A 19895-nucleotide genomic window follows, 5' to 3' on the forward strand; every position below is an offset into this window, starting at 1 on the left:
AAACGAATAAACATCGGTCGGCCGGGAGAGAACAGGCTCGCGTCTCATCTAGAGAAGCGAGCCTGTCGTATTGCTGTCAGCCTACTGGAGCTGGCTGCCTCGAAGCGACGTTGGGATCACGCGCAGCGCTTGAGGTGAGGGCGACGGTCAGAGAATGAATGTGTCTGTGGCGTTCACACGATCGACGGCTTCCCGGAACTTGCCTTCCGTGACGCGCTCAAGCAACTGTTCCGGAGACGTGGCTTGGCCGTTGGACGATACCGGTAGGTCTGGGTTGGGTGTCTGCCACCAAGTGATGAGCGCCTGTGCCAGGGCTGTTTTCTCCGCACCGTTGGCTCTGCGGGTGAGCTGCTGGTTGGTATCGCCGACGGCGTCGATCATCTTGCCGTCACGGAACTGGAACTGAGGATAGTGCTTGGTCTTGCCGAGGTCGATCTCGATGAGACAGCCGTAGCGGAGGTAGGTCCGTAGCAGTTGGTAGCGAGCCGCCTTGTGGGCCAGCTCGTTCTTGCGCTCATCATTCGAGAGCTTCTCAGGAAGTACTTCTGCCCCGGTCAGCGAAGCGCGCACTTGAGCCGTTGTCAGGGACTTCGCCTGGTCGAGAAGACTTGCCGCCTTCATTGGTCGCGAGTCCAACCTGAAGCTCGGGTCCCACAGCTTCTCGTTCTCCCATCTTTCTGGGAAACCGAGCCGGTGGAGGCGGAAACCGATCTGCTGGGCCTGGCTCGTGATGAACTCCACCACATCGAGCACGCTCCGGTCATCGGGCGCGATGCTCAGGATGAGGTAGCGCAGGATCGACAGGACACCGTAGAGACGATTCGACACGGTGCTTGTTCCGAGCTGATGGAGCAGGTGCTGGTCGTCGTTGCGGGTGTCTCCGGGAGTGTCGATGATGACGTCGAAGACGCGGTTCCACACGCGGCCGTAGTGGGCGCAGATGTTCCTGACCACGCGGACCGCGTTGAGCCAGTTCGAGAACGCACCGCGGTCTCCCTTCCCGTCCGCGGTATTCACCTGGAATCGGGCTGCAAGGATCTCTTGGTCGAGCTGCGGCATCAACGTGTAGAGATTGCTGAGGACACCGAACGACATCACCTCGGTCGCAACCCAGATGGGCAAGTGCGGCCCATACTTTCCGCGGAAGTGCAGCACGAACTCGTCTCGGGCTCGGGACTCGTGCCGTTCGTATTCATCGAGCCAGTCGGTGTATGTCGTCGTTGGTTCTGGTGCTTTATCCGCTTCAGCAGGGCGGAGCGCTCCGAGGACTTCGGGCTTGCGATGCGCGAACAGGTCGATCGCACCGAGTCGGTGGCCGATGAAGAACCGTAACGAGATCTCCAACTGGCTCAGCAAGGCGCTCAACCTGGTACGCAACTGCTGGTCGAAATCGTAGATCGAGACCACCTGTGCCAGCTTGGCTCCGGGGCGGAAGGTATCGAGGCGGTTCTCGCGACCTTCATCGTTCAGCGCCGGTGCAGGTGCGGGCTGGAACTGGCGGTAGGGATGCCAGTAGCCGGACAGCCTGTAGTATCCGTACCGCTCCAGCACGGCTGTGGCGAATTCGTCCGAGCCGCAGTCCATGCCGCGCGTGCGCAGCCGCCGGATCTGGGCAGGGATCGACAGAAAGGGTTTCGCGTAGGAGCTGTCCAGATTCTGCATGCACTCGGTATCCTCACGAGGCGTACCACGTTGGAGTACCTCGACTAAAAGAGAACAGACCCGCGTCTCATTTAGAGAAGCGAGCCTGTCGTATTGACCCCTACTTTATGCGACCCTCGTCATCCGGTCAAGCGCAGTGAAGACAACACTCAGGAAGCGTCAGAGCCGAAGACCAGGAGCCTCGCGCTGACGCAACGGCGGCTCCTGCCACGGCTTCCGCGCCACGCTCTGCGCCGCCTTCAACGCCGCCTCGGCTGCGGCACGGTCGCGCTTCTGCGACGTCGACTCCGCCGGAGCACCAAGAGTCGCATCTACCTCGACCCGGTAGCGGTCACGGTACGCAGCAACGACCCTGGCCGAACGCCGCCATGCCGCGAGTCGCCGTGGATCAGACGGCACCGACCCGAGCCAGGCGACCCAGCCCTCGCTGTTGCCCAATCCGCGATCGAGTACTGCGTCGGCCCGCATCTCGATTAACTCCCGACGCTCAGTCAGAGCTCGCCGCATGTCTTCGGGCATCGGCCCGGTTACTTCGGGGATGAGCCCGGCGATCAATCGCGGCGTGGTGCGTGCGCGGCCGGAGCCCGTGTATCTGCTGGTCGCGGCGGCGAGGCGGTAGCGCAGGACGGCGGCGATGTCGTCGGCATCATCGAACTGTCGTGCCGCCACCAGCCGCGGCACCAGGGAATCGAGGTCGTGGCTGTGGGCTTCGGCTCGGCGCAGCTCCGCGGTGAGCGGTCCGAACGCATCCGAACTGAGTGCAGACTCGGCTTCGGTGTCGGTGAGGCCGGAATGGCGGATGAGGTCTGTCCAGCGGTCGTGTTGGGCGGCGGCTGCGAGGGTGTCGTATTCGGCTGCGAGCTGAGCGATCGTGCCCCAGCGCTCCTGCTCAACCGTGAGCGTCTCATGTGCCGAGAGCTCGCCGCCCTGATGCTGGAGTACTCCGTAGAGGACGCTGCGGCCGGTGGCTGCGTCGTTGTCGGCGGGGTGAGCCATCTCGTGCGCGTCATCGGGCCGATCGACGGAGACGTAGGCCTGGTTGAGCTGGCGTCCGCGGGTCATGGCGACGTAGAGGTTCTCCCGCGTCATCGACGCATCCACGAGCACATGGGCGGTATCGACGGTGACGCCCTGCGCACGGTACGAGGTCACCGCGTAGCCGAGGTCAACGTGCTCGGCCACATACTCAGCAGGCAGCACCACCTTCGAGCCCCGCTCGGCACCGGCGCGCTTCACGAGAAGCGACCCGTCAGTGCGAACGTCGAGAACCGTCCAACGGTCGCCGTTGCGAACCCACCCGTGCCCGGCAGTGAGACGGCGGTCGTTCTTGCGCGTGATGATCGTGTCCCCAGCCGCCGCACGGGCCTCATCGCGAAGCAGCGCCTCCCGCGGGCCTCCGACGACGCCGTCGAGAATGAGGTCGGTGCGGGCGCGCTCGTTGAGGGCGGTGACGGACTCGTTGGAGTCGGAGATCAGGATCGACGCGAGCCCTGCGACGCGGTCAGCCTTCCACGCGGTGTAGGCGTCGTCGATCATCTGCTCGGTGTCGCCGTCTGTGATGCGGTCGTGCTCGGCGTAGGTGTCGATGATTTCGGTGTTGCCGTGGCGGAGCTGGAGGGAGGCGTGCTTCTCCCAGTCGTGGGTGAAGCGGTGCACGTCGGTGAGCTGGGGCACGTCCTCGCGAGCGTGTGCGAGGAGCCCGAATGCGCCGCCCGCGTCGACGGACTGCAACTGCGCCCAGTCGCCGACCAACAGCACCTTCGCGCCTGCCTCGGCTGCGAGCCCGGTGATCCGATCCAACGTGTGCGTTCCGGCCAAAGAGGCCTCGTCAAGGATGACGAGCTGGCCGGGACGGAAGGTGTCGCCGTGGGTGAGGTGGTTCTGCCACCACTTCGCAGTGTTCTCCGTCGCGATCCCGAGATCCATCGCAAGGACTTCGGCCGCACCAGCGGACGGTGCGAGGCCGACGACGGAGCCCTTACCGCGCTCGGCTTCCCACGCGGTGCGCAGGGCGCGCATCGCGGTCGTCTTGCCCGCTCCAGCCGGCCCCACGAGGAGATCAAGCACTCGGCCCGAGGCTGCGATCGAGGTGAGCGCGGCGGCCTGATCCTCTCCGAGAGCGTGCTCGCCTCGGCGTGGGTGCTGCAACACGCGTGCAACCGTGTTCACGGTGACCGTGGGCGCGGTGAACGCGCGGGAGTGGTCGAGCAGCCGGTCTTCGGCTTCAATGAGCTCTGTTGAGGTGTAGATCGTCGAGTGCTTCGGCCGAAACACCGACGTCCCATCCTCACGACGGAACGCGAGCGGAGAGGACGCCAGCTCTACCGGCGTAAGCCGCAGGGAGGCGTGCTCGGCAGCATCAGCGATCAACTCGGTAACGGCCTGGCGATCTTCGAAGCTGGTGAAGCGGTAACCCTTGGTTTGACGGGCAGCTTCAGCGGTGAGATTCCAACGCCGCCACGTCGTCCGCTTCTCACTCACCACCTCGACTACGCGCGCAGCGATTGACTTGACCACGTCCAGTGGCACGTCGTCCGCGCGGAGCAGGAGCGGTTCCTCGGCTGGGATTGCATCGGCAGCCCAGGCCGTCGCGTCACGGCCGAGGAGCTTGCTCGCGCGTGCACGCCACACCGCCGTCAGCTCGGCCAAGGAATGCAGCGTCTTCTCCGGACGTGTGGACAGTGTTGCTTGCGCGCGCAGGCGGATGATCGTGCGGGCCGTGGGCTGGTGCCCGTGGGTGGCGACGTAGTCGGCGATGAGGCGATCCTTCTCCTCATCGATCTTCCGCGACCGAGACGAGAACTCCGCCGTCAATGCCTCGGGTACGGAGGCGATCGCCCATGCGGGGTTGCGGTCCTTGCCGCGCTCGCGGGTCTCCCAGGCGAGACCGAGGGCACGGGTGAGGTGGTCGGCGAACACAGCCTCGTGCATCTCGGAGATCGCGACGGTAGCGGCGTGCATCGGGCGGGAGTCGAGCGAGCGCCACTTGCCATCCAGCACCGTCTGCACCTTGTTGCTGATCACCACGTGCGTGTGCAGATGTGGATCACCGGCACGCGAGTCGAAGTGATCGTAGGCGGTTGCAATGAGTCCGCGGACGTCGACTTGTGCAACCGCGCCGTCGCCCGCAGTTGCACCGGTCCTCGTTGTTGCAACCTCGCGCTCCATGTACGCGAGCATCTCCGCAACCGCAGCGTGGTGAGCATCAGCGATGATCTGCTGGGTACGTGCGTCAGCAACGGCCCAGAGCACGCTCGCGGACTTCGGAACCGAGAACGTGAAGTCGAATCCCGCCACCGCACGCCGCGGCGACTTCGTGGCCTCCTCGGCCTCGATCTGGGTGATCGCGGTGGCCTTCTCCTGCAGGCTGAGGCTCGGTTCGAGCGCCTTGACGCGGTCGGCGACGCGCTCATCCGGGTTCTTGTAGACGGGGTATGCGCGGCCGAGGGGCTGGCCGGTGAGGGGGTCGCGGCCCATGCCGATGAGGAGTTGAAGCTGCGCCTCCGACACCGCGGAGCCCTCGACGAGGGTGCCGTTGCCGAGGGTTGGGAGGCCTGCGCCCATCCAGCGTCCGGGAGGGGTTCCTTCGGCGTTGTAGTAGCGGGTCAGTGGGGTGGAGAGGGAACGGTCGACGTCGCCGGTGGCGACGGTGCGCAGGAGGTACTTGTAGCCGTCGCCAGCGGACATGACTCGCATCGAAACGGTCACCGCAGTACCTCCTCCCGTTAGGAAGGAGGTGCGCGGCCGCGCCCGGCGTCCTCGATCTGCCAGACGCGTGGTGGCTCAATCTCGGCTGGCTGGAGGCGCTATTGGCCTGCAAGTTCAATAAGCAGTGGTGTACGGCGACGAGACGGGAACCGGTCAGAAGCCATCTGTGCGAAGAAGTCCCAGGCTCCGGCCTCGTGAAGGGCTGCACGAATTGTCTCTTGGGCTTGTATCGGCAAAGCGTCGATTCGATCGAGTGCCAAGCTGGCCGGAGCGAACTGGTGAATGTCCGCGATACCACCGAACACCGTCACGGCGAACTGCCTCGTTCCAGGCAGCTGCGACAGTGCGAGCTTGTGGAGCACTTCGACCCCGTGCTTCAGGATTGGATCGACAGTCACGCTGAACGAGATCATGTTCACGTCGTCAACCAAACCGTCAATCGCCTTAGTGAGAACGTCGGTGAGGCCTTCACGTTCTGCCGAAAACCACCGGTCACGCTCCTGGGGAGTCAACGCTGCGAGCGCATCGAGCTGAGCATCTCGGACTCCAGGCTGCGCGATGCCCACGGACGTAATTTCGTTGAATGCACCCTGCGCTATCAGCGATGCAAGGCTGGGCTTCGTTTGCACCAGCTCAGCTCGACACGCCTCCATGAAGGCGTCCATACTCGCGTGGCGACGGTGGGGCTTCTCACTCACGGCCCGACTGATTGCCGACGAAAGAGGCTTGCCGACCAGGTGGTCCACAGCGCCAGCGGACGGGTGCACGCCAGTAAGCATCCAGGCCGCGATAAGACCTGCCGCATATACGTCCGCCGTTGGAGTGACTGCGTGAGCGTCGACGCTTTGTTCCGGTGCAGCCCAACCGTCAGTTCCGAGGAATCGGCCTGTACGCGTGAGCCCGGTCGTCGTGAGACCGGCGGGATTGCGCACGATCCCAAAGTCGGCAACAACCCACCTACCACCTTGAGCATCATGCAGCCACAGTATGTTTCCCGGTTTTAGATCACGGTGCACTTCTCCTGCCGCATGCAGTGCGGCCAGCGATGAGGTAATGGCTTCCAGCACAGCGATCGCAGCATCGACGGTGAAGGGTGCAGGAAAACTCGCGAGGTTACCAACGGCGCGTGGCATCACATACCAAGAGAGGGAATCGTCAAAGTCGCTCAGCGGGATCGTATTGAGGCCAGCGGCGCGCTGAAGAGCCAGGATCTCTCGCGCGAACCTCTTCTCCGCATGCTCATTACCGAGCGGAGGGAGCTTGGCGACGAACTCCTGGCCGTCTCGTTCGACGACACAAACTCGCGAGATCTCAGTCGCGTGGATAATCTCTTTGATCTCGTACCGGTCTGGGAGCATGTCCTGGAGAACTTCCTCTCTTGAGCGTCTGGCTGTTCGATTCATCGCGCGTGTGAGTGGCGAGAAGGGTCAGTCTTCAAGGCCAAACGCTTCGGTGACCTGCTCGATCGTGAACTTCTGGCGTAGCTTGGCCGCGGTGTTCTGGTTCGCGAACATGCCGTTCTTCCAGATCGCGTTCTCACGAGGCACTGTGTGAACCCATTCGACTGCTACTGCCCATTCAGCGTTTTCGTCTTCTGAGTCACCTTCGTGTGCGTACGAACCAGTCAACGGCAGGTCCTTGACGAAGCGCTCGGCACCATCGAGTTCGACCTGGAGCTGATCGAATCTGCGGGCTTCGCCTGTGACGGTGCCGACACCGACATAGCCAGTCTTCGGGATGTGGACGAAGACGCGCGCACCGACAGGGAGATTCTTCAGCGTCTGAGAGAACCACTTCCCGCCTCCGCCAGAGACGAAGCCGTACTTGCGCCCATCAGCCCACTGGCGTGTACCCGAGTCTTCACCGAAGGACACGTACCAGTCGGTGCCGTTCCATGCCTCTCGCGTCTTCGTCTGCCGTGCAGGAGAGGTTGCCGTGGGCTGCTGGCCCTCGTGTTCCACGAGCCAGGTCCGGGCGAGGTACTTCGCTCCGTTGTCTTCGAAGTGCCGGAAAAAGACGACGTTGATCGGCACGCCGAAGTCTTCATTGAGGAATCGGACGATCCGCTCAGTCGCAGCATCGACGCTAGCTGCAACGATCGTGAACGTCTGGGAGGCATTAACCTCCTCGGGCAAAGTCTCGTTGAAGCACTCAGCGAATGCTTCCTCAATGGCCACGCCAGGCTTGTAGGCCTCGAAGATGCTCTGGATCTCGGCACGGCCAAGGCCCGACACCCACGACCCATAGTCGAGCGCCTGCGCAGTGACATCACGTGGTGTTTTGTCGCGCTTGAGCTCGATGACGTGCACACATGCCGTCTCATCGAGCGCGAGAAGGTCAATGAACCCGCCGAACGCGGTGGCGACCTGCCGTCCGATGACCAACAGAGTTTCACCAAGCATCGACGGGTCAGACTCGATGTAGGACTCGAGTTGGGATTCAAGACTGATCGCCGTGGGCGTGATTCGGCTGAGGCGGTCACCGTCGGCTCGCCACAGCCCCATCTCAACTGCCATTAATACTCCATTCCAAGAGGCGTCCGCGCCTAACGAAAGTTCGGACTACTGCCGAACGACGCTGGCTTAACGGAGCCGACAACTCCGACCCGCGTGGAACATGCGCCTGACATCCCTCACTCATGCAGTCGTCACCAACTGTAGAAGTTCGTCGTAGTTGGTCACGACGTCGTACTTCACGTCGTCGCTGTTGCGCTGGTTGACCTGCTCGAAGAACTTGCGAGCGCACTCGATCTTCGCGTTCTCGGCCCCCTTGAGCTGTAGCGTCGACAGCGAGCCCTTGGTCTCTGCGACGAAGTAAACGTGTTTCACGCTGCCTTCGTTGAACGCAATCGCCCAGTCAGGGTTGTAATCCCCGACAGGCGTCGGGATGAAGAACCCACGCGGAAGTTTCGCGTAGACGGCGACCTCGGTGCTCACGTCGAGCTTCTTCACGAACTCGCGCTCGATCTTGGAGTCCGTCACGACGTAGTCGTAGACGTGCTTGTTCAGTTTCTCGCCAGCCTTGGAGAAGTCCTGCGCCGACTGGTTCTCGGTGAAGATCGCTGAGTCGAAGGTGTCGTCCAAGGCGTTGTACGCGAGGTGCTCGACAATCACAGTGGCTTTCTGCTCGTTGATGATCTTCGAAGCCTCGGTGATGAACTGTTCAGGGTTCTGCTTGAACTTCGCAAACGTACCGGGGTTGATACGAGTCAAAATCTCCGCGCACGTGCGTCGCGTGAGCTGCGTCTTCTCGGCGATCTCTCCCAGCAGGTCGTACTTGACCGTGGTGCCCGCGGACACAGCCGACTCCGCCACCTCGGTTTCGGTGACCTTGAAACCGGTACCGGCTTCCAGCTGCTCGACGTCAAGTCCGACGACCTGCTGGCCGCTCTCCACCACATACTGCATGACCGTGACGTTGAGGGACTTGTCGAGCACTTGCACGCAGTTGCGGATCAGCTCTTCCGAGTCGAACTCGACCTGGTAGACAGCCTTGTGGTTGATGCGGTTCCAGAGGGCCTGGAACTCACGCCGCTTGAAGTTGGCTTCGTTGAACGGGATCTTCTTGAGCTTGCGGCCGTCCTTCGGCTTGGGAACATCGAGATACAGAGCATCGACGAGCGGCCAGACGAAATCAACGACAGGCTTGAGGACTTCGGACGAGGGCTCAGCCAAGGTTCCTTCGGCTCGGGCGTCTTTATATGCCTGAGTGACTACACCGTCGTCGTCGATGTAGTCGTGACGAATCAGGTGGTTGTACAGCGCCTGCGCGACCGTCTTCTCCAGGATGCTCTCGGAGCCGTCCCCGAGCGTGATCTGCTTGCCCTCGAAATAGTCGACGCTTGCCTTGCGCGGTCGCGCCGATAGCGTTTCAACGATTTCATTCTGCAGCGCGGTGACGAACTCGGTGTAGGACTCGTCCGTAACCACGGTGAGCTCGTTGATCTCGTGCACGGTTACGGGATTGTCCATTCGCTCACCGTGCTGATTCACGGAGAGGCGGAGCCCGCGCCCGATCTCTTGGCGGCGCGTTGTGGTGTTGTCACTTTTTTTGAGCATGCCCATGACAAAAACGTTGGGGTTGTCCCAGCCTTCGCGGAGGGCGGAGTGAGACCAGATAAACCGCACAGGCTCCTCGAAGGACAGGAGGCGTTCCTTGTTCTTGAGGATCAGGTCATATGCATCGACGTCGTCGGATTGGCCTGCGAAGTCGCCACGGGCCGCGATCTTGCCATCCACTGAGTGCCCGGTCTTCTTGTCGATCGAGAAGTAGCCCTCGTGCGTCGAACGGGCAGGGATAGCCTCGACGTACTTGCGGAATCGCTCTGCAGCCTCGTCCACATCAAGCTGGGCAAGATAGTCCGCCAGCACCGACTCATACTCTTCTTCAAAGATTCGCGCGTACTCGCCAAGCGTGTCTTCTCGCTCGTAATCGCGATACTTCGCTACCTCATCGATGAAGAACAGTGAAAGTGTCTTGATGCCCTGCGCGAAAAGCTCACGCTCCTTCTCGAGATGAGCACGAATCACTTCTCGGATCTGTATACGCCGCTTGAGATCATCGGTCACGTCCTGACTGACCTCTCCAGCTCCAAGGATGTCACCATTGCTGAGCTCGATGATGTCGCGATTAGCATCTACGTCACGGATAAAGAGGCCCTTGTACGCTTCGATACCACCCGAGATAGCATGCAGATTGCTACCTTGATTCAGCCGCTTCACCTGGCGACGGATGCCTTGGGCAGTCTGAACCTCGAGCTCAACCCGAGCCTTCGGGTAATCGGGTCCCTTGCCAACTTCCAAGCCATCGACATACAGATACGCGCTGCTACCAGCCAAGTGCTTGACGGTAATACCGCGCACTGCGATCTTCTTCACAAGCTTCCGATTGTAAGCATCTACCGCATCGAGCCTGTGGACCTTGGTGCGCTCAATCTTGTGGGTGGCGGAGTAACGCAGTGCGAACAGCGCGTTGAAAAGTCCGAGAGCTTTGAGGGACTTTGAAGGCTTTTTTGCGTCGCCCTCAATCTTCTGAGGCTCATCAATGATCAGGACCGGACGATTCGCGGCAATGACGTCGATCGGCTTTCGGGATTGGAAGTCGTCTAGGACCTCGTAGATTCGACGTGCATCCTTGCCGGTAGCGTTGAAAGCCTGAGTATTGATGATCATCACCTGCACGCCGGCGTCGGACGAAAAACGCTCGATCTCATGCAAGCGAGATGAGTTATAGACAAACGCGCGAGGTTTGGTTCCGTAGTGCTGCTGGAAATGATCGGCAGTAATGTCGAAGGACTTCTTGACACCCTCACGAATCGCGATTGACGGCACGACGACGATGTACTTCGACCAACCGAATCGCTTATTCAGCTCCATGATGGTTTTGATATAGACATAGGTCTTGCCTGTACCGGTTTCCATCTCAATATCAAGATTGAGCGCCGCAGCCGAGGTCTTCGTTACGTCTTCCAAGCTTCTTGAAAGTGGTAATGCGTTTCGCTTTTGGATGCGGTGAACATTATTGAGAATTTGTGATGCCGAAAGCGCGATCTCGGCATTGCGCAAGCCAGCGCTATCGAGTAGAGATGGCGTCGCGCTGATGCCGGGGTCGATGCGATACCTGATGCCGTCGGCGAATGGTTGGCCAGCAAATACTTCCGTAACTGACTCAACCGCGTCCGTTTGATACTGCTGAACCTTGAACTGAAGCTTCATCAGATCAAATTGCCTTTACGTCAGTATTGGGCGAAAGCTCACGGAAAACCTGATCCACGTTGATTCGAGCGGCATCCGAGACGAACGCATCGTCGCGGAAGACTACGCGGATCGGCTCGCGAGAAGCAATTTCTTTCATAACGTCCAGAGTAAGATCTGTGGCGAAGCAGCAGATTAGGGCGTCGTCATCAATTGACAACACATCAACGCCCTGGATGCTCTCCCTTTTGATGGGAAGTGAAAGTTCCAACCCGGCGTCGAGGATGACCTCAAACAACAAGTCCTCATCGGAGCGATCGGATTGAATGCTTTGGGTGAGAGAACCCAGATCGAGCTGATCAGTTTGGTTTGGGGCTCGAACGACATCTGCGAAACTGCTTGAGTCAATCCGAAGCGATCGGAAACCGATGTCTTCTGACTTCCCTGCACTTCCTATGGAAGATCCCGCGAGCCTCAAACGTTGACGACCAATCTCGGCGATGTTAGTGAAGCCCCGCTCCGCAGCAACGCTTCCTTCTCCGCACGGCTCGTTGAGTTGTACCGTAATGAATCTACGGTGACCGCCATCCTGATGGTTAAGCGACATTACAGCGTGTGCCGTGGAACCAGACCCCGCAAAAAAATCGAGAACTAGCGACTCAGGAGTAGTGGAGATCGAGATAAGCTTCTTCAGCAAATCGACCGGCTTTGGGTGATCAAAGACAGCGCCGTTGAAGAGCTCACGCACCTCGCGGGTGCCTGCCTCGGTACGGACTTCCGTCTCGTCCCAGATAGTTTTTGCTTTTTGCGTTGTTGGGCGATGCTTCTCATAAACATTCCATGACCCGCTTCTGACCTGACGAGCCACCAATTGGGACTCGCTAGGATCATTCGTCACGATGGCCCCGGCTGCTTTCTCGCGCCCCCAGCGCCAGCAGCTTTCGACTCCTTGGCTGTTTAGAGGCACTGTCTCGATTCTGTAGCCGTCGCGAGGTTCAAGTGAGACTGCTGCGTACCCGTGCTCGTCGACCAGCTCGGGGTTAATGTAAAACGGATAAAACAGGTTTGGACGATTTCCGCGGTTGAACTTCGGATTGCGGTTTCTCAATTCACGAGCCTCGTAGGGGCCGAAAGCGTCCGCAAGCGGCAATGCTGATACATCACGAGGTAGGTCGTAGATTCCCGTACGGGCCGTGCGACCGTAGATCAAAAGGTATTCGTGAGTTTGGGCTAGTGGAAGGTAATCCCTTCCGCCCTTGTTTGCCTGCACAACGACTTGTGCGATTCGATTATCGCTACCGAAGATCTCATCCAGCATCTGACTTAGGCGAGCAACCTCATTGTCGTCGATGCTGATTGCAATAATTCCGTCATCTGTCAGCAGAGGTCGGGCTAGCTTCAGCCTCGAATACATCATGCTGAGCCAATCGGAGTGGAAACGACCATTTGAATCCAGGTTTGCTACAAGTCGCTCACCTGCATCCGATGTCTGTCCGGACCTTTCGAGATACTCTGCACCGGTCTCGGCAAAATCATCGTCATATACAAAATCGTTTCCCGTGTTGTACGGGGGGTCAATATAGATGAGCTTGACTTTCCCAAGATATGACTCCTGTAGAAGTTTTAGCGCGTCTAAGTTGTCTCCCTCTATAAAAATGTTTTTCGTGTTATCGAAGTCAACAGAGTCATCTCGTACTGGCCGCAACGTTTTTGCGATTGGGGCGTTTGCTGCCAGGGTAGCTGATCGCTTGCCTGGCCAATTTAGAATGTAGCGTTCCTGTGGTCCATCGACGATGTGATCGCTTAGTTCTTGGCGGAGTAGATCGAAGTCGACTGCGAGTCGAACGGTGCCATCCTTGTCAAAGGCTTCAGTTACCGTAGCGGGAAACCATTCGGCAATTCTAGAAATGTTTGCTTCAGTACCATCTGGGGAAATGGATTGAATCTTCTCCACGGATTTACCTCTTCTGTTCAAGTTCAGTCGTTTTAGACTTAAGTAGGCGTCGAAGTTCGAGCTTTCGATTCAGCTGTTTCTCGCCTTTGAGCTTGCGTCGCAATGTGGCGACTTCTCGTTCGAGCTTGCTGATCGCTCTGAGTCTGTCAGCAACCACTGACATTGCTTCGCCTGGCCGCGCGCTGACCTCAGCCAGAGGCTCCAGCAGCGCAACGTAGAGTGTGGCCAAGTCGATTGCTGTGGGCAGTGGCTGACGTCCTTGCTCTCCGGCTATCCACCCTGTGCCGGAGTAGCGACCTACCTGTCGAGTAGTCGGTCCCAGCTGCTTCAGCTGGGCCGCCGTACGCACTTCAAGCTTGTCGCTGGTCTCACGCGTGATTTCGAAAATGATCGGTGAAGGGATTGCTTTATCAATCACCGAGAGAAGCTGGTCTGATACGTCTAGGCCGTCCTTCGTGTCGATGCGAAAGACCTGGATTTCAGAGACGTCATCGGTGGCTGGCAGGTTGATCGTGGATTCGGCAAGCTTGTACGCCCACGTGATTCGGGCGATGTTCGACTTGAACTGCTCGCGCAAAGCTGTTGGCGCATTGCCGTGTTCATACAGTTTGTCCTTCGGCACACGGCTACCAACTCGGGCAGCTTCAGGCCATCGGTACAGAATGTCAATCATCTGGTAGCCTCTCCGACCTGCGTATCGACGACGGCGACGAACGCGAGCAGTTCGAAGTCATCCAAGCCTGCGATCGACTGAGTAAGTGCGGTTGTCGGGCCTTCGCTGAACAGGCTGTCGATGTCGCGCTCCTCGGTCACATCGATCATCGACTTGATCGCATCAGTAAGGAGCTCCGAGTAACGTTCCATGGCGACGCCTTCTCGGGTGCGTTCGTTGAAGACCCGCACAGCACTGGTCACGGGTTCTTCAAATGGTCGGCTCCCGGCCCGCAGTAGATCGAGGAGGTGTTTCGCTTCCGTGTGGTCCGCGACCACATTCCCTTCCTCATCGAGGTAGACCAGGTAGTGCGGGTGGAGTCGGTTGCCGCGATTTATCTCCTCGCTCGCGTTGATGTTGCGGAGCGCGAAGATCACGCCGGGAACGAGCCCCTGCGCTGGAGCGGCCGGCACAACGGCGTGGAGCCCTCTCGGGACATTGGCGAGGTCGCCATGCTCCTTGACGTATCCGAGGAGGTCCATGCGGAAGTCGTTGAGACCGAGGTCCGTGATCGAGACACCCGCACGTACGTCTTCGAGCTCAATGACTTCGTCCTGGAGCTTGCGGAGCTGTTCCTTGCGGTAAGTCGCATCGGCGCTGTTGGGGTCGAGGATGTTGTCGTCGCCGACCCCCGCGAGGTCGGCGATGACCATGCGGCTCTCGACACGATCTTTGAGGTTGATGTACTCGTCGAGCGTGATGTCGGGCCAGAAGTTGACCAGCTGAATGACCTTATTGCTGGAGCCGATGCGGTCAATGCGGCCGAAGCGTTGGATGATGCGTACTGGGTTCCAGTGGATGTCGTAGTTGACGAGGTAGTCACAGTCCTGGAGGTTCTGGCCCTCACTGATGACATCGGTGCCGATTAGGATGTCGATTTCGCGAGTTTCGCCCGGCATCAGCACGTCACGTTGCTTGGACCTGGGAGAGAAGAGCGACATGACTTCTTGGAAGTCGAAGCCCGTTCCCAACGTCGTCTTTGAACCGTGGCTACCACCGGTGATGACTGCTGACTCGAGACCGGCCTTCGCGAATTCCGGACCCAACTCGCGATAGAGATACTCAGCGGTGTCTGCGAAGGCCGAGAAGACAAGAGCTTTACGGTTGCCGTCATTCATCGGGTTCTGCGCCTTGTGCTGCAGCAGACGCTTGAGCTCCTGAAGCTTCGTGTCGTGTTCAGGCGTGATGCGGTGCATCTCGTCGAGCAACTCGCGCAGCGTCTCCTGATCGTTCCAGAGGTCGCGCTGCCACGACTCAATATCGATGTCTTGCAAATCGATCTTCAGCTTCTCCCCATATGAGAGCGCCTCGATGTTCGCGTCATCTTCGTCGTCGAGATCAAAGTCGATATCGTCGAGGTTCGGAACCATCTCCGCAAGGTTCCCGGCATGTGCGCTGATACGCGCGAGCGTGTTGCTGGCGGAGCCCTGGATTTTCTGCAGGGTGAGCCGGAACGCCTCTACTGAACTCTCGAGCCGCTTCAGCAGGTTAACGGTCATGAGCTTCTTCAGCCCCTGCTCGCGTCCAAACTGACCTTTACCCGCTACGAAGTTGTCAGTGTTCTTGCCGCTGCCCTTGTCGACCTCGTACTTCGACCGCCGGCTTGGGAAGACATATGCCAGTGGAGTGTAGACGGCGAGAGTGAGCGACTGGAGCTGTTCGAAGATGTCGTTGAAGCTTGGCACACCGTCGAGATCCGTGAGCGGCTTGCGGATCGACTGGGGTGCGAGGCGTTCCGGGAACGCGCCAATTTCGGTGGTGTCGTAGAAGGCCTGGATGTGCTTGCGCGACCTTGCGATCGTGACGGAGTCGAGGAGCTCGAAGAAGTCAAAGTCGAGCATCTGCAAGATTCGGTCCGTAGTACGGTGCTCGGCGTCAAGCTTCGACCATTCGTTGAAGACCTTCTGCGCGTCCGAGAAGACCTTCTCCACGGACGTGGACAGGTTCAGGTGTTCTGAGAGGTTCTCCGACTCACCCTCGTACGCGAGCTGCAGCTGATTCTTGAGGTCGTTGAAGCGGTTGTTCACCGGTGTCGCCGACAGCATGAGGACTTTCGTCTTCACGCCTTCCTTGATGACCTGACGCATGAGCCGCTGATACCGGGACTCCTTCTCCTCGGAGTAATCGGCATTGCGGAAGTTGTGCGACTCGTCGATGACGACGAGGTCGTAATTACCCCAGTTGATCCGATCCAGCCGCAGACCGAGTGATTCGCCCTTTGTGCGAGAGAGGTCGGTGTGCGCAAGCACGTCGTAGTTGAAACGGTCGCTCGCAAAGAGGTTCGTGGTGAGGTTGGCGTTGTAGTTCGTCCAGTTCTCGGCGAGCTTCTTCGGACACAGCACGAGCACGGACTTGTTGCGCAACTCGTAGTACTTGATCACAGCCAGCGCAGTGAACGTCTTACCCAGACCGACGCTATCGGCGAGGATGCAGCCGTTGTACGTCTCGAGCTTGTTGATGATCCCGGTCGCAGCGTCGCGCTGGAAGTTGTAGAGGCTCTGCCACACCTTCGTGTCGAGATACCCGGTGCGGTCGTTCGGAAGGACATCTTCGCTGATGTCGTCGAGGAACTCAGAGAACAGGTTGTAGAGGATGACGAAGTAGATCCGTGCGGGCGAGTTCTCGGCGTACACCGTGGCGATGTGATCATGCACTGCCTGCGTAACTTCAATGACCTGCTCGGGGCTGTTCCAGATCTGGTCGAACACGTCCATGTACGTGGTCGTCATCGGGGCTTCATCGAAACGGTTCAGCATGTTCGACACAGCTGCGCCCGGCTCGTACCCGAGGTCAGAGGTCGTGAAGCCCTGGAGCTGCGCATACACGGCACGATCGTCAATGGCGGCGAACTGCTGCATCGACTTGCCCGTGGCGTTCGAACGGAACTTGACCTTCTTGCGTACCCATTCGGCGCACTCCCGCGCGATAGCGCGCTGCGTCAGCTTGTTGCGGAGTCGCACCTCGAACTCCGAACCAGCAAGGGTGGTCTCAGCGAGCCCCTTGGTTGGGATGAAGAACTCGCGCTTCTCTTTCCGGAGCTTGTCCGTCACCTTGTCGGGCGCAAAGGAGGGCGACGTGAAGATGAACTCGAGCTCATCAATCTGCTCAAGTTCCTTGCGGAGCGCTTCAAAAGCGAAGATGGAAAACGTCGAAGCTGCGATCCGTACTTTCGAGCCCGGCCGCAGCTGAGATTTGAGATCGTCACCAAGCAGCTCTGAGACGTTGTCGATGAACTTCATGCGCGCGCCTCCGGCTCGTCCTGTGCAGCGCCGCCGCTGCGGACCCAGTCGTCGATCTCGGTGGCCTGGAATTTCCAGAGCCTGCCGACCTTGTGGGCAGGCATGTTCTTCTCGGCGATCCAGGTGTAGACGGTGTCTTTGGTGACGCCGAGGTGCGCGGCGATGTCGTCGGCGGAGAGCCAAGGCTCGGTCATGCGCGTTCCTCCTTGTGGGCCACCTATGGCTACCCATTGATCATATCGGTGCAGACCCTGTTGAGCCGGGTTTTTCCGGTCCTCAATGGGTCGTGACCGCCGATCGTAGAACGTCGCTCGATGTCAGGTCGTTCGCTGGAGCCAGTGTGACATCGTGGTGCGCCAGGCCGCGGGCTCTCGATTCCAACTCACGGTGTGTCCCGAATTGAACTGATACAGCTCGACACGGTCCGGACGCATGTCGCGTAGATCAGCCGCAGCGTCGATTGGCACTGAAAGGTCGCCCGCGCCATGAATGATCAGCGTGGGAGTTGTAAGTCGTTTCGCCGAGGTTCGGTAACTCATCGCGTCGATTGGAATTTCGCTCGGTAGCCCGAGCAGCCGCGCGAGAGGAGCACTTTCCAGCCACGGCATCGCGAGCTTCTCGGCGAATCCGGGCAGCCCTGCGTGCTTGCAGTTCGCTCGGATCGCGCGTCGCCAGTCAAGCACCGGTGAGTCGAGCACGAGTCCCGCGAGAAATGGCTTGAGGTGTGGTCGTAGCACGAGCTGGAGTGCAATGGTCCCGCCCATCGACCAGCCGAAGAGTATGACCCGGTCAGCACCGCAGCGGAGTGCGTAGTGGATCGCTGCTTCGACGTCGTCGGCCTCGGTCCATCCGAGTGTTGCGCGGCCGCTGCCGATGATGGGGCCGTCGCCGTCGTTGCGGTAGCTGACGGCGAGTGACGTGTATCCGAGCTCGGTGGCGACTTGGACGCCACGCAGGGTTCCGGCTCGGGTGCCGCCGAGCCCGTGGATGTGGATCGCCCAGGTTGATGATCCGTCGATCCGCCACGCGGGGCAGGCTCCGCCCGGAGTCTGTATGGTGATCTCGCGGGCGTCGAGGCCGGCATCGGCGGGTGTGGCGTAGTAGATGCCACTCCATGAGACACGATCGCCGGGTTTCGGTTCGAGGCCGTCGGACGCGCCGGTGACGGCACGGGCGATACGATCCGGCCCATGGTCACGGATCTCTGGGCCGAGCTGTGCCCAGCCGCCGTGCTCGAACCCGAGGTTGTAGATCCCGGTAGCAGCGGTGTCGCTGGTGCGGTCGAGGACGATCCAAGTCCGCTCGCCGTCGTGCTCGACGTCGTGCACGCGGAGGTCGAAGTCGCGCCCGCTGACGGGTGCGGTGAGCGTCCGCGCGACGATCCATCCGAGCGCAGCGGCTCCCGCTGCTACGACTGCTGCAGCCCCTGTGATTGCGGCAACGATGCGTGCGGGTTTCACGCGGGCTCTTTCACTGTTCGGATGGGCGGTGCTGTTCCGAGGAGGTGGCGCTCGGCGCGTTCGATGAGTGCGAGCTGGCAGCGGGTGAGCGTGAACTTCACGCGGGGGTCGATCATGGCGTCGCGGATCTCGACGACCTGGCGGTGAAGTCTCGCGTCCGGATCGTCCAGATAGTCGGTGGTGGTCTGCCGGTTGCTGAGCCCAGGGCGAACTGCGTTCGCGTTCCGCCACACCGGCTCGAGCTGGGCGATGAGCACGTCAGTGCGGAGCTGATGGAAGCGTCTACGTAGGAGCCTGGTGAGTGGTTGTGCGAAGAATCCGGCGCACAGCAACACGAACGCGGAGAGCATGAGCGGTCCGTAGAACGGGATGGCTGCTTCGAGGATGGCGAAGTTGCCGGTGACGTGCGCGATGTCCATCACCCAGACGGTCACACACAAGGCGAGCCCGCACAGCGACCCGTACGTCAGCAGGATCGACGGGATGCGCAGGAGCCCGCGGGTGGCGCGCCACTGGCTGATCGCGAGGACGTGCATCGCCCCGACGACGATCGCGCAGTACGTGAACACGGTGAGCGAATAGGTGCAGGCCGCGATCTGGTCGCCGACGTCTCGCATGAACGCGTCGGTCGTCGAGCCTCGGTCGATGAAGACGAACGAGACGATCACCGCGGCAAGCGCCACGGCGAGGGCCGGCCGTCCAACAGCAATCCTGGCCAGCCGTGGCCGATACTCTCCGGCTTTCATGACGCCGCGGCCGAGGAAGGAGAGGCCGATCATGAGGAGGCCGTCGCCGATGATCGTGGTGATGTTCGTGGTGCCGAGCATCCGATCGAAGGTGAAGTAGACCTCGTCGACGTTGAGGGTCATGGAGATCGCGATGGCGAGGGATGCGTAGGTGATGCTGTGGTCGGTGCGTCGTCGTCGCAGGATGAGCAGGCTCACGACGAGCAGCCACATCACGGTCGCGACGAGCAGCTGCGTCATCCGAAGATCTCCGTGTAGCTCGTGTCGGCGAACGCCGATCCACGAATCCGTGCCGCGAGGACATCCGCGAGCGACTCGGCCGCGACCTCCTGTTCGGTAGCGAGATCGGATCGTGCCAGTGCTCGGGAGCGGATGCTTGCGGGGATGTCGGGCAGGAGCCCGTCGATGTCGGAGAGGTCGTGCGAGATGCCGTCGTCGTCGCAGTGGCCGAGGATGATGTGGGCGAACTCGTGCAGGATGAACTGCTGCGTGTGCAGCCGAGAATCGGAGTGCGCGTGGAGGATCAGGTCGCGATCCGCTGCGTAGAACAGGACTGCGCAGAGCCCTTCGTTGTCGCCGAGCTCTGGGAGTTCGGAGACTTGGATTTTGCGTCCACGCTGGTGCTCGATCGCCTGGGTGAGGGCGTCGAACGAGAAATGATCTCCCAAGTTGAGCGCCGCGATGGCGGCGGCGACGGTTTGGTCGATATTCACGGTGTGCT

The 19895-nt window shown here is 60.2% G+C and carries 12 protein-coding genes; all 12 read right to left on the minus strand.

The features are described from left to right. Positions 1-147: 147 nt before the first annotated feature. The gene (locus tag IEX05_RS04770; RefSeq protein ID WP_188700229.1) at positions 148-1662 is read right to left on the minus strand and encodes an Abi family protein; all 1515 of its coding nucleotides are present in this window, start codon (positions 1660-1662) and stop codon (positions 148-150) included. A 159-nt stretch (positions 1663-1821) separates the two neighbouring features. Then, positions 1822-5358: a MobF family relaxase gene (mobF, locus tag IEX05_RS04775; protein WP_188700409.1), complete on the minus strand. Its 3537-nt coding sequence runs from the start codon at positions 5356-5358 to the stop codon at positions 1822-1824. A 110-nt stretch (positions 5359-5468) separates the two neighbouring features. After that, positions 5469-6773 carry a protein kinase domain-containing protein gene (locus tag IEX05_RS04780; RefSeq protein WP_188700230.1) on the minus strand — a complete coding sequence of 435 codons (1305 nt, stop codon included), beginning with the start codon at positions 6771-6773 and terminating at the stop codon, positions 5469-5471. Positions 6774-6797: 24 nt separating this feature from the next. Then, the gene (locus IEX05_RS04785; protein ID WP_188700231.1) at positions 6798-7886 is read right to left on the minus strand and encodes a DUF8606 domain-containing protein; all 1089 of its coding nucleotides are present in this window, start codon (positions 7884-7886) and stop codon (positions 6798-6800) included. A gap of 120 nt (positions 7887-8006) precedes the next feature. Then, complete coding sequence (locus tag IEX05_RS04790; RefSeq protein ID WP_188700232.1) at positions 8007-11084, minus strand: type III restriction-modification system endonuclease; 3078 nt, start codon at positions 11082-11084, stop codon at positions 8007-8009. A gap of 4 nt (positions 11085-11088) precedes the next feature. Next, positions 11089-13017: a site-specific DNA-methyltransferase gene (locus IEX05_RS04795; RefSeq protein WP_188700233.1), complete on the minus strand. Its 1929-nt coding sequence runs from the start codon at positions 13015-13017 to the stop codon at positions 11089-11091. Positions 13018-13021: 4 nt separating this feature from the next. Then, a complete protein-coding gene (locus IEX05_RS04800) occupies positions 13022-13690 on the minus strand; it encodes a DUF4391 domain-containing protein (protein ID WP_188700234.1) in 669 nt (222 codons plus the stop codon). Further along, positions 13687-16968 carry a helicase-related protein gene (locus IEX05_RS04805; RefSeq protein WP_188700235.1) on the minus strand — a complete coding sequence of 1094 codons (3282 nt, stop codon included), beginning with the start codon at positions 16966-16968 and terminating at the stop codon, positions 13687-13689. The genes IEX05_RS04800 and IEX05_RS04805 overlap by 4 nt, the downstream gene beginning before the upstream one ends. Then, positions 16965-17162, minus strand: coding sequence for a helix-turn-helix domain-containing protein (locus IEX05_RS04810; RefSeq protein WP_188700236.1), 198 nt, complete (start codon positions 17160-17162; stop codon positions 16965-16967). The genes IEX05_RS04805 and IEX05_RS04810 overlap by 4 nt, the downstream gene beginning before the upstream one ends. Positions 17163-17285: 123 nt before the next feature. Then, entirely contained in the window at positions 17286-18428 is a 1143-nt protein-coding gene (locus IEX05_RS04815) for an alpha/beta hydrolase (protein WP_229661126.1), read from the minus strand. Beyond that, entirely contained in the window at positions 18425-19414 is a 990-nt protein-coding gene (locus IEX05_RS04820) for a DUF6545 domain-containing protein (RefSeq protein WP_188700237.1), read from the minus strand. The genes IEX05_RS04815 and IEX05_RS04820 overlap by 4 nt, the downstream gene beginning before the upstream one ends. Then, positions 19411-19887 carry a hypothetical protein gene (locus IEX05_RS04825; RefSeq protein WP_188700238.1) on the minus strand — a complete coding sequence of 159 codons (477 nt, stop codon included), beginning with the start codon at positions 19885-19887 and terminating at the stop codon, positions 19411-19413. The genes IEX05_RS04820 and IEX05_RS04825 overlap by 4 nt, the downstream gene beginning before the upstream one ends. Positions 19888-19895: the final 8 nt, after the last annotated feature.

The organism is Microbacterium nanhaiense, assembly GCF_014646015.1.
Classification (GTDB): Bacteria; Actinomycetota; Actinomycetes; order Actinomycetales; family Microbacteriaceae; genus Microbacterium; species Microbacterium nanhaiense.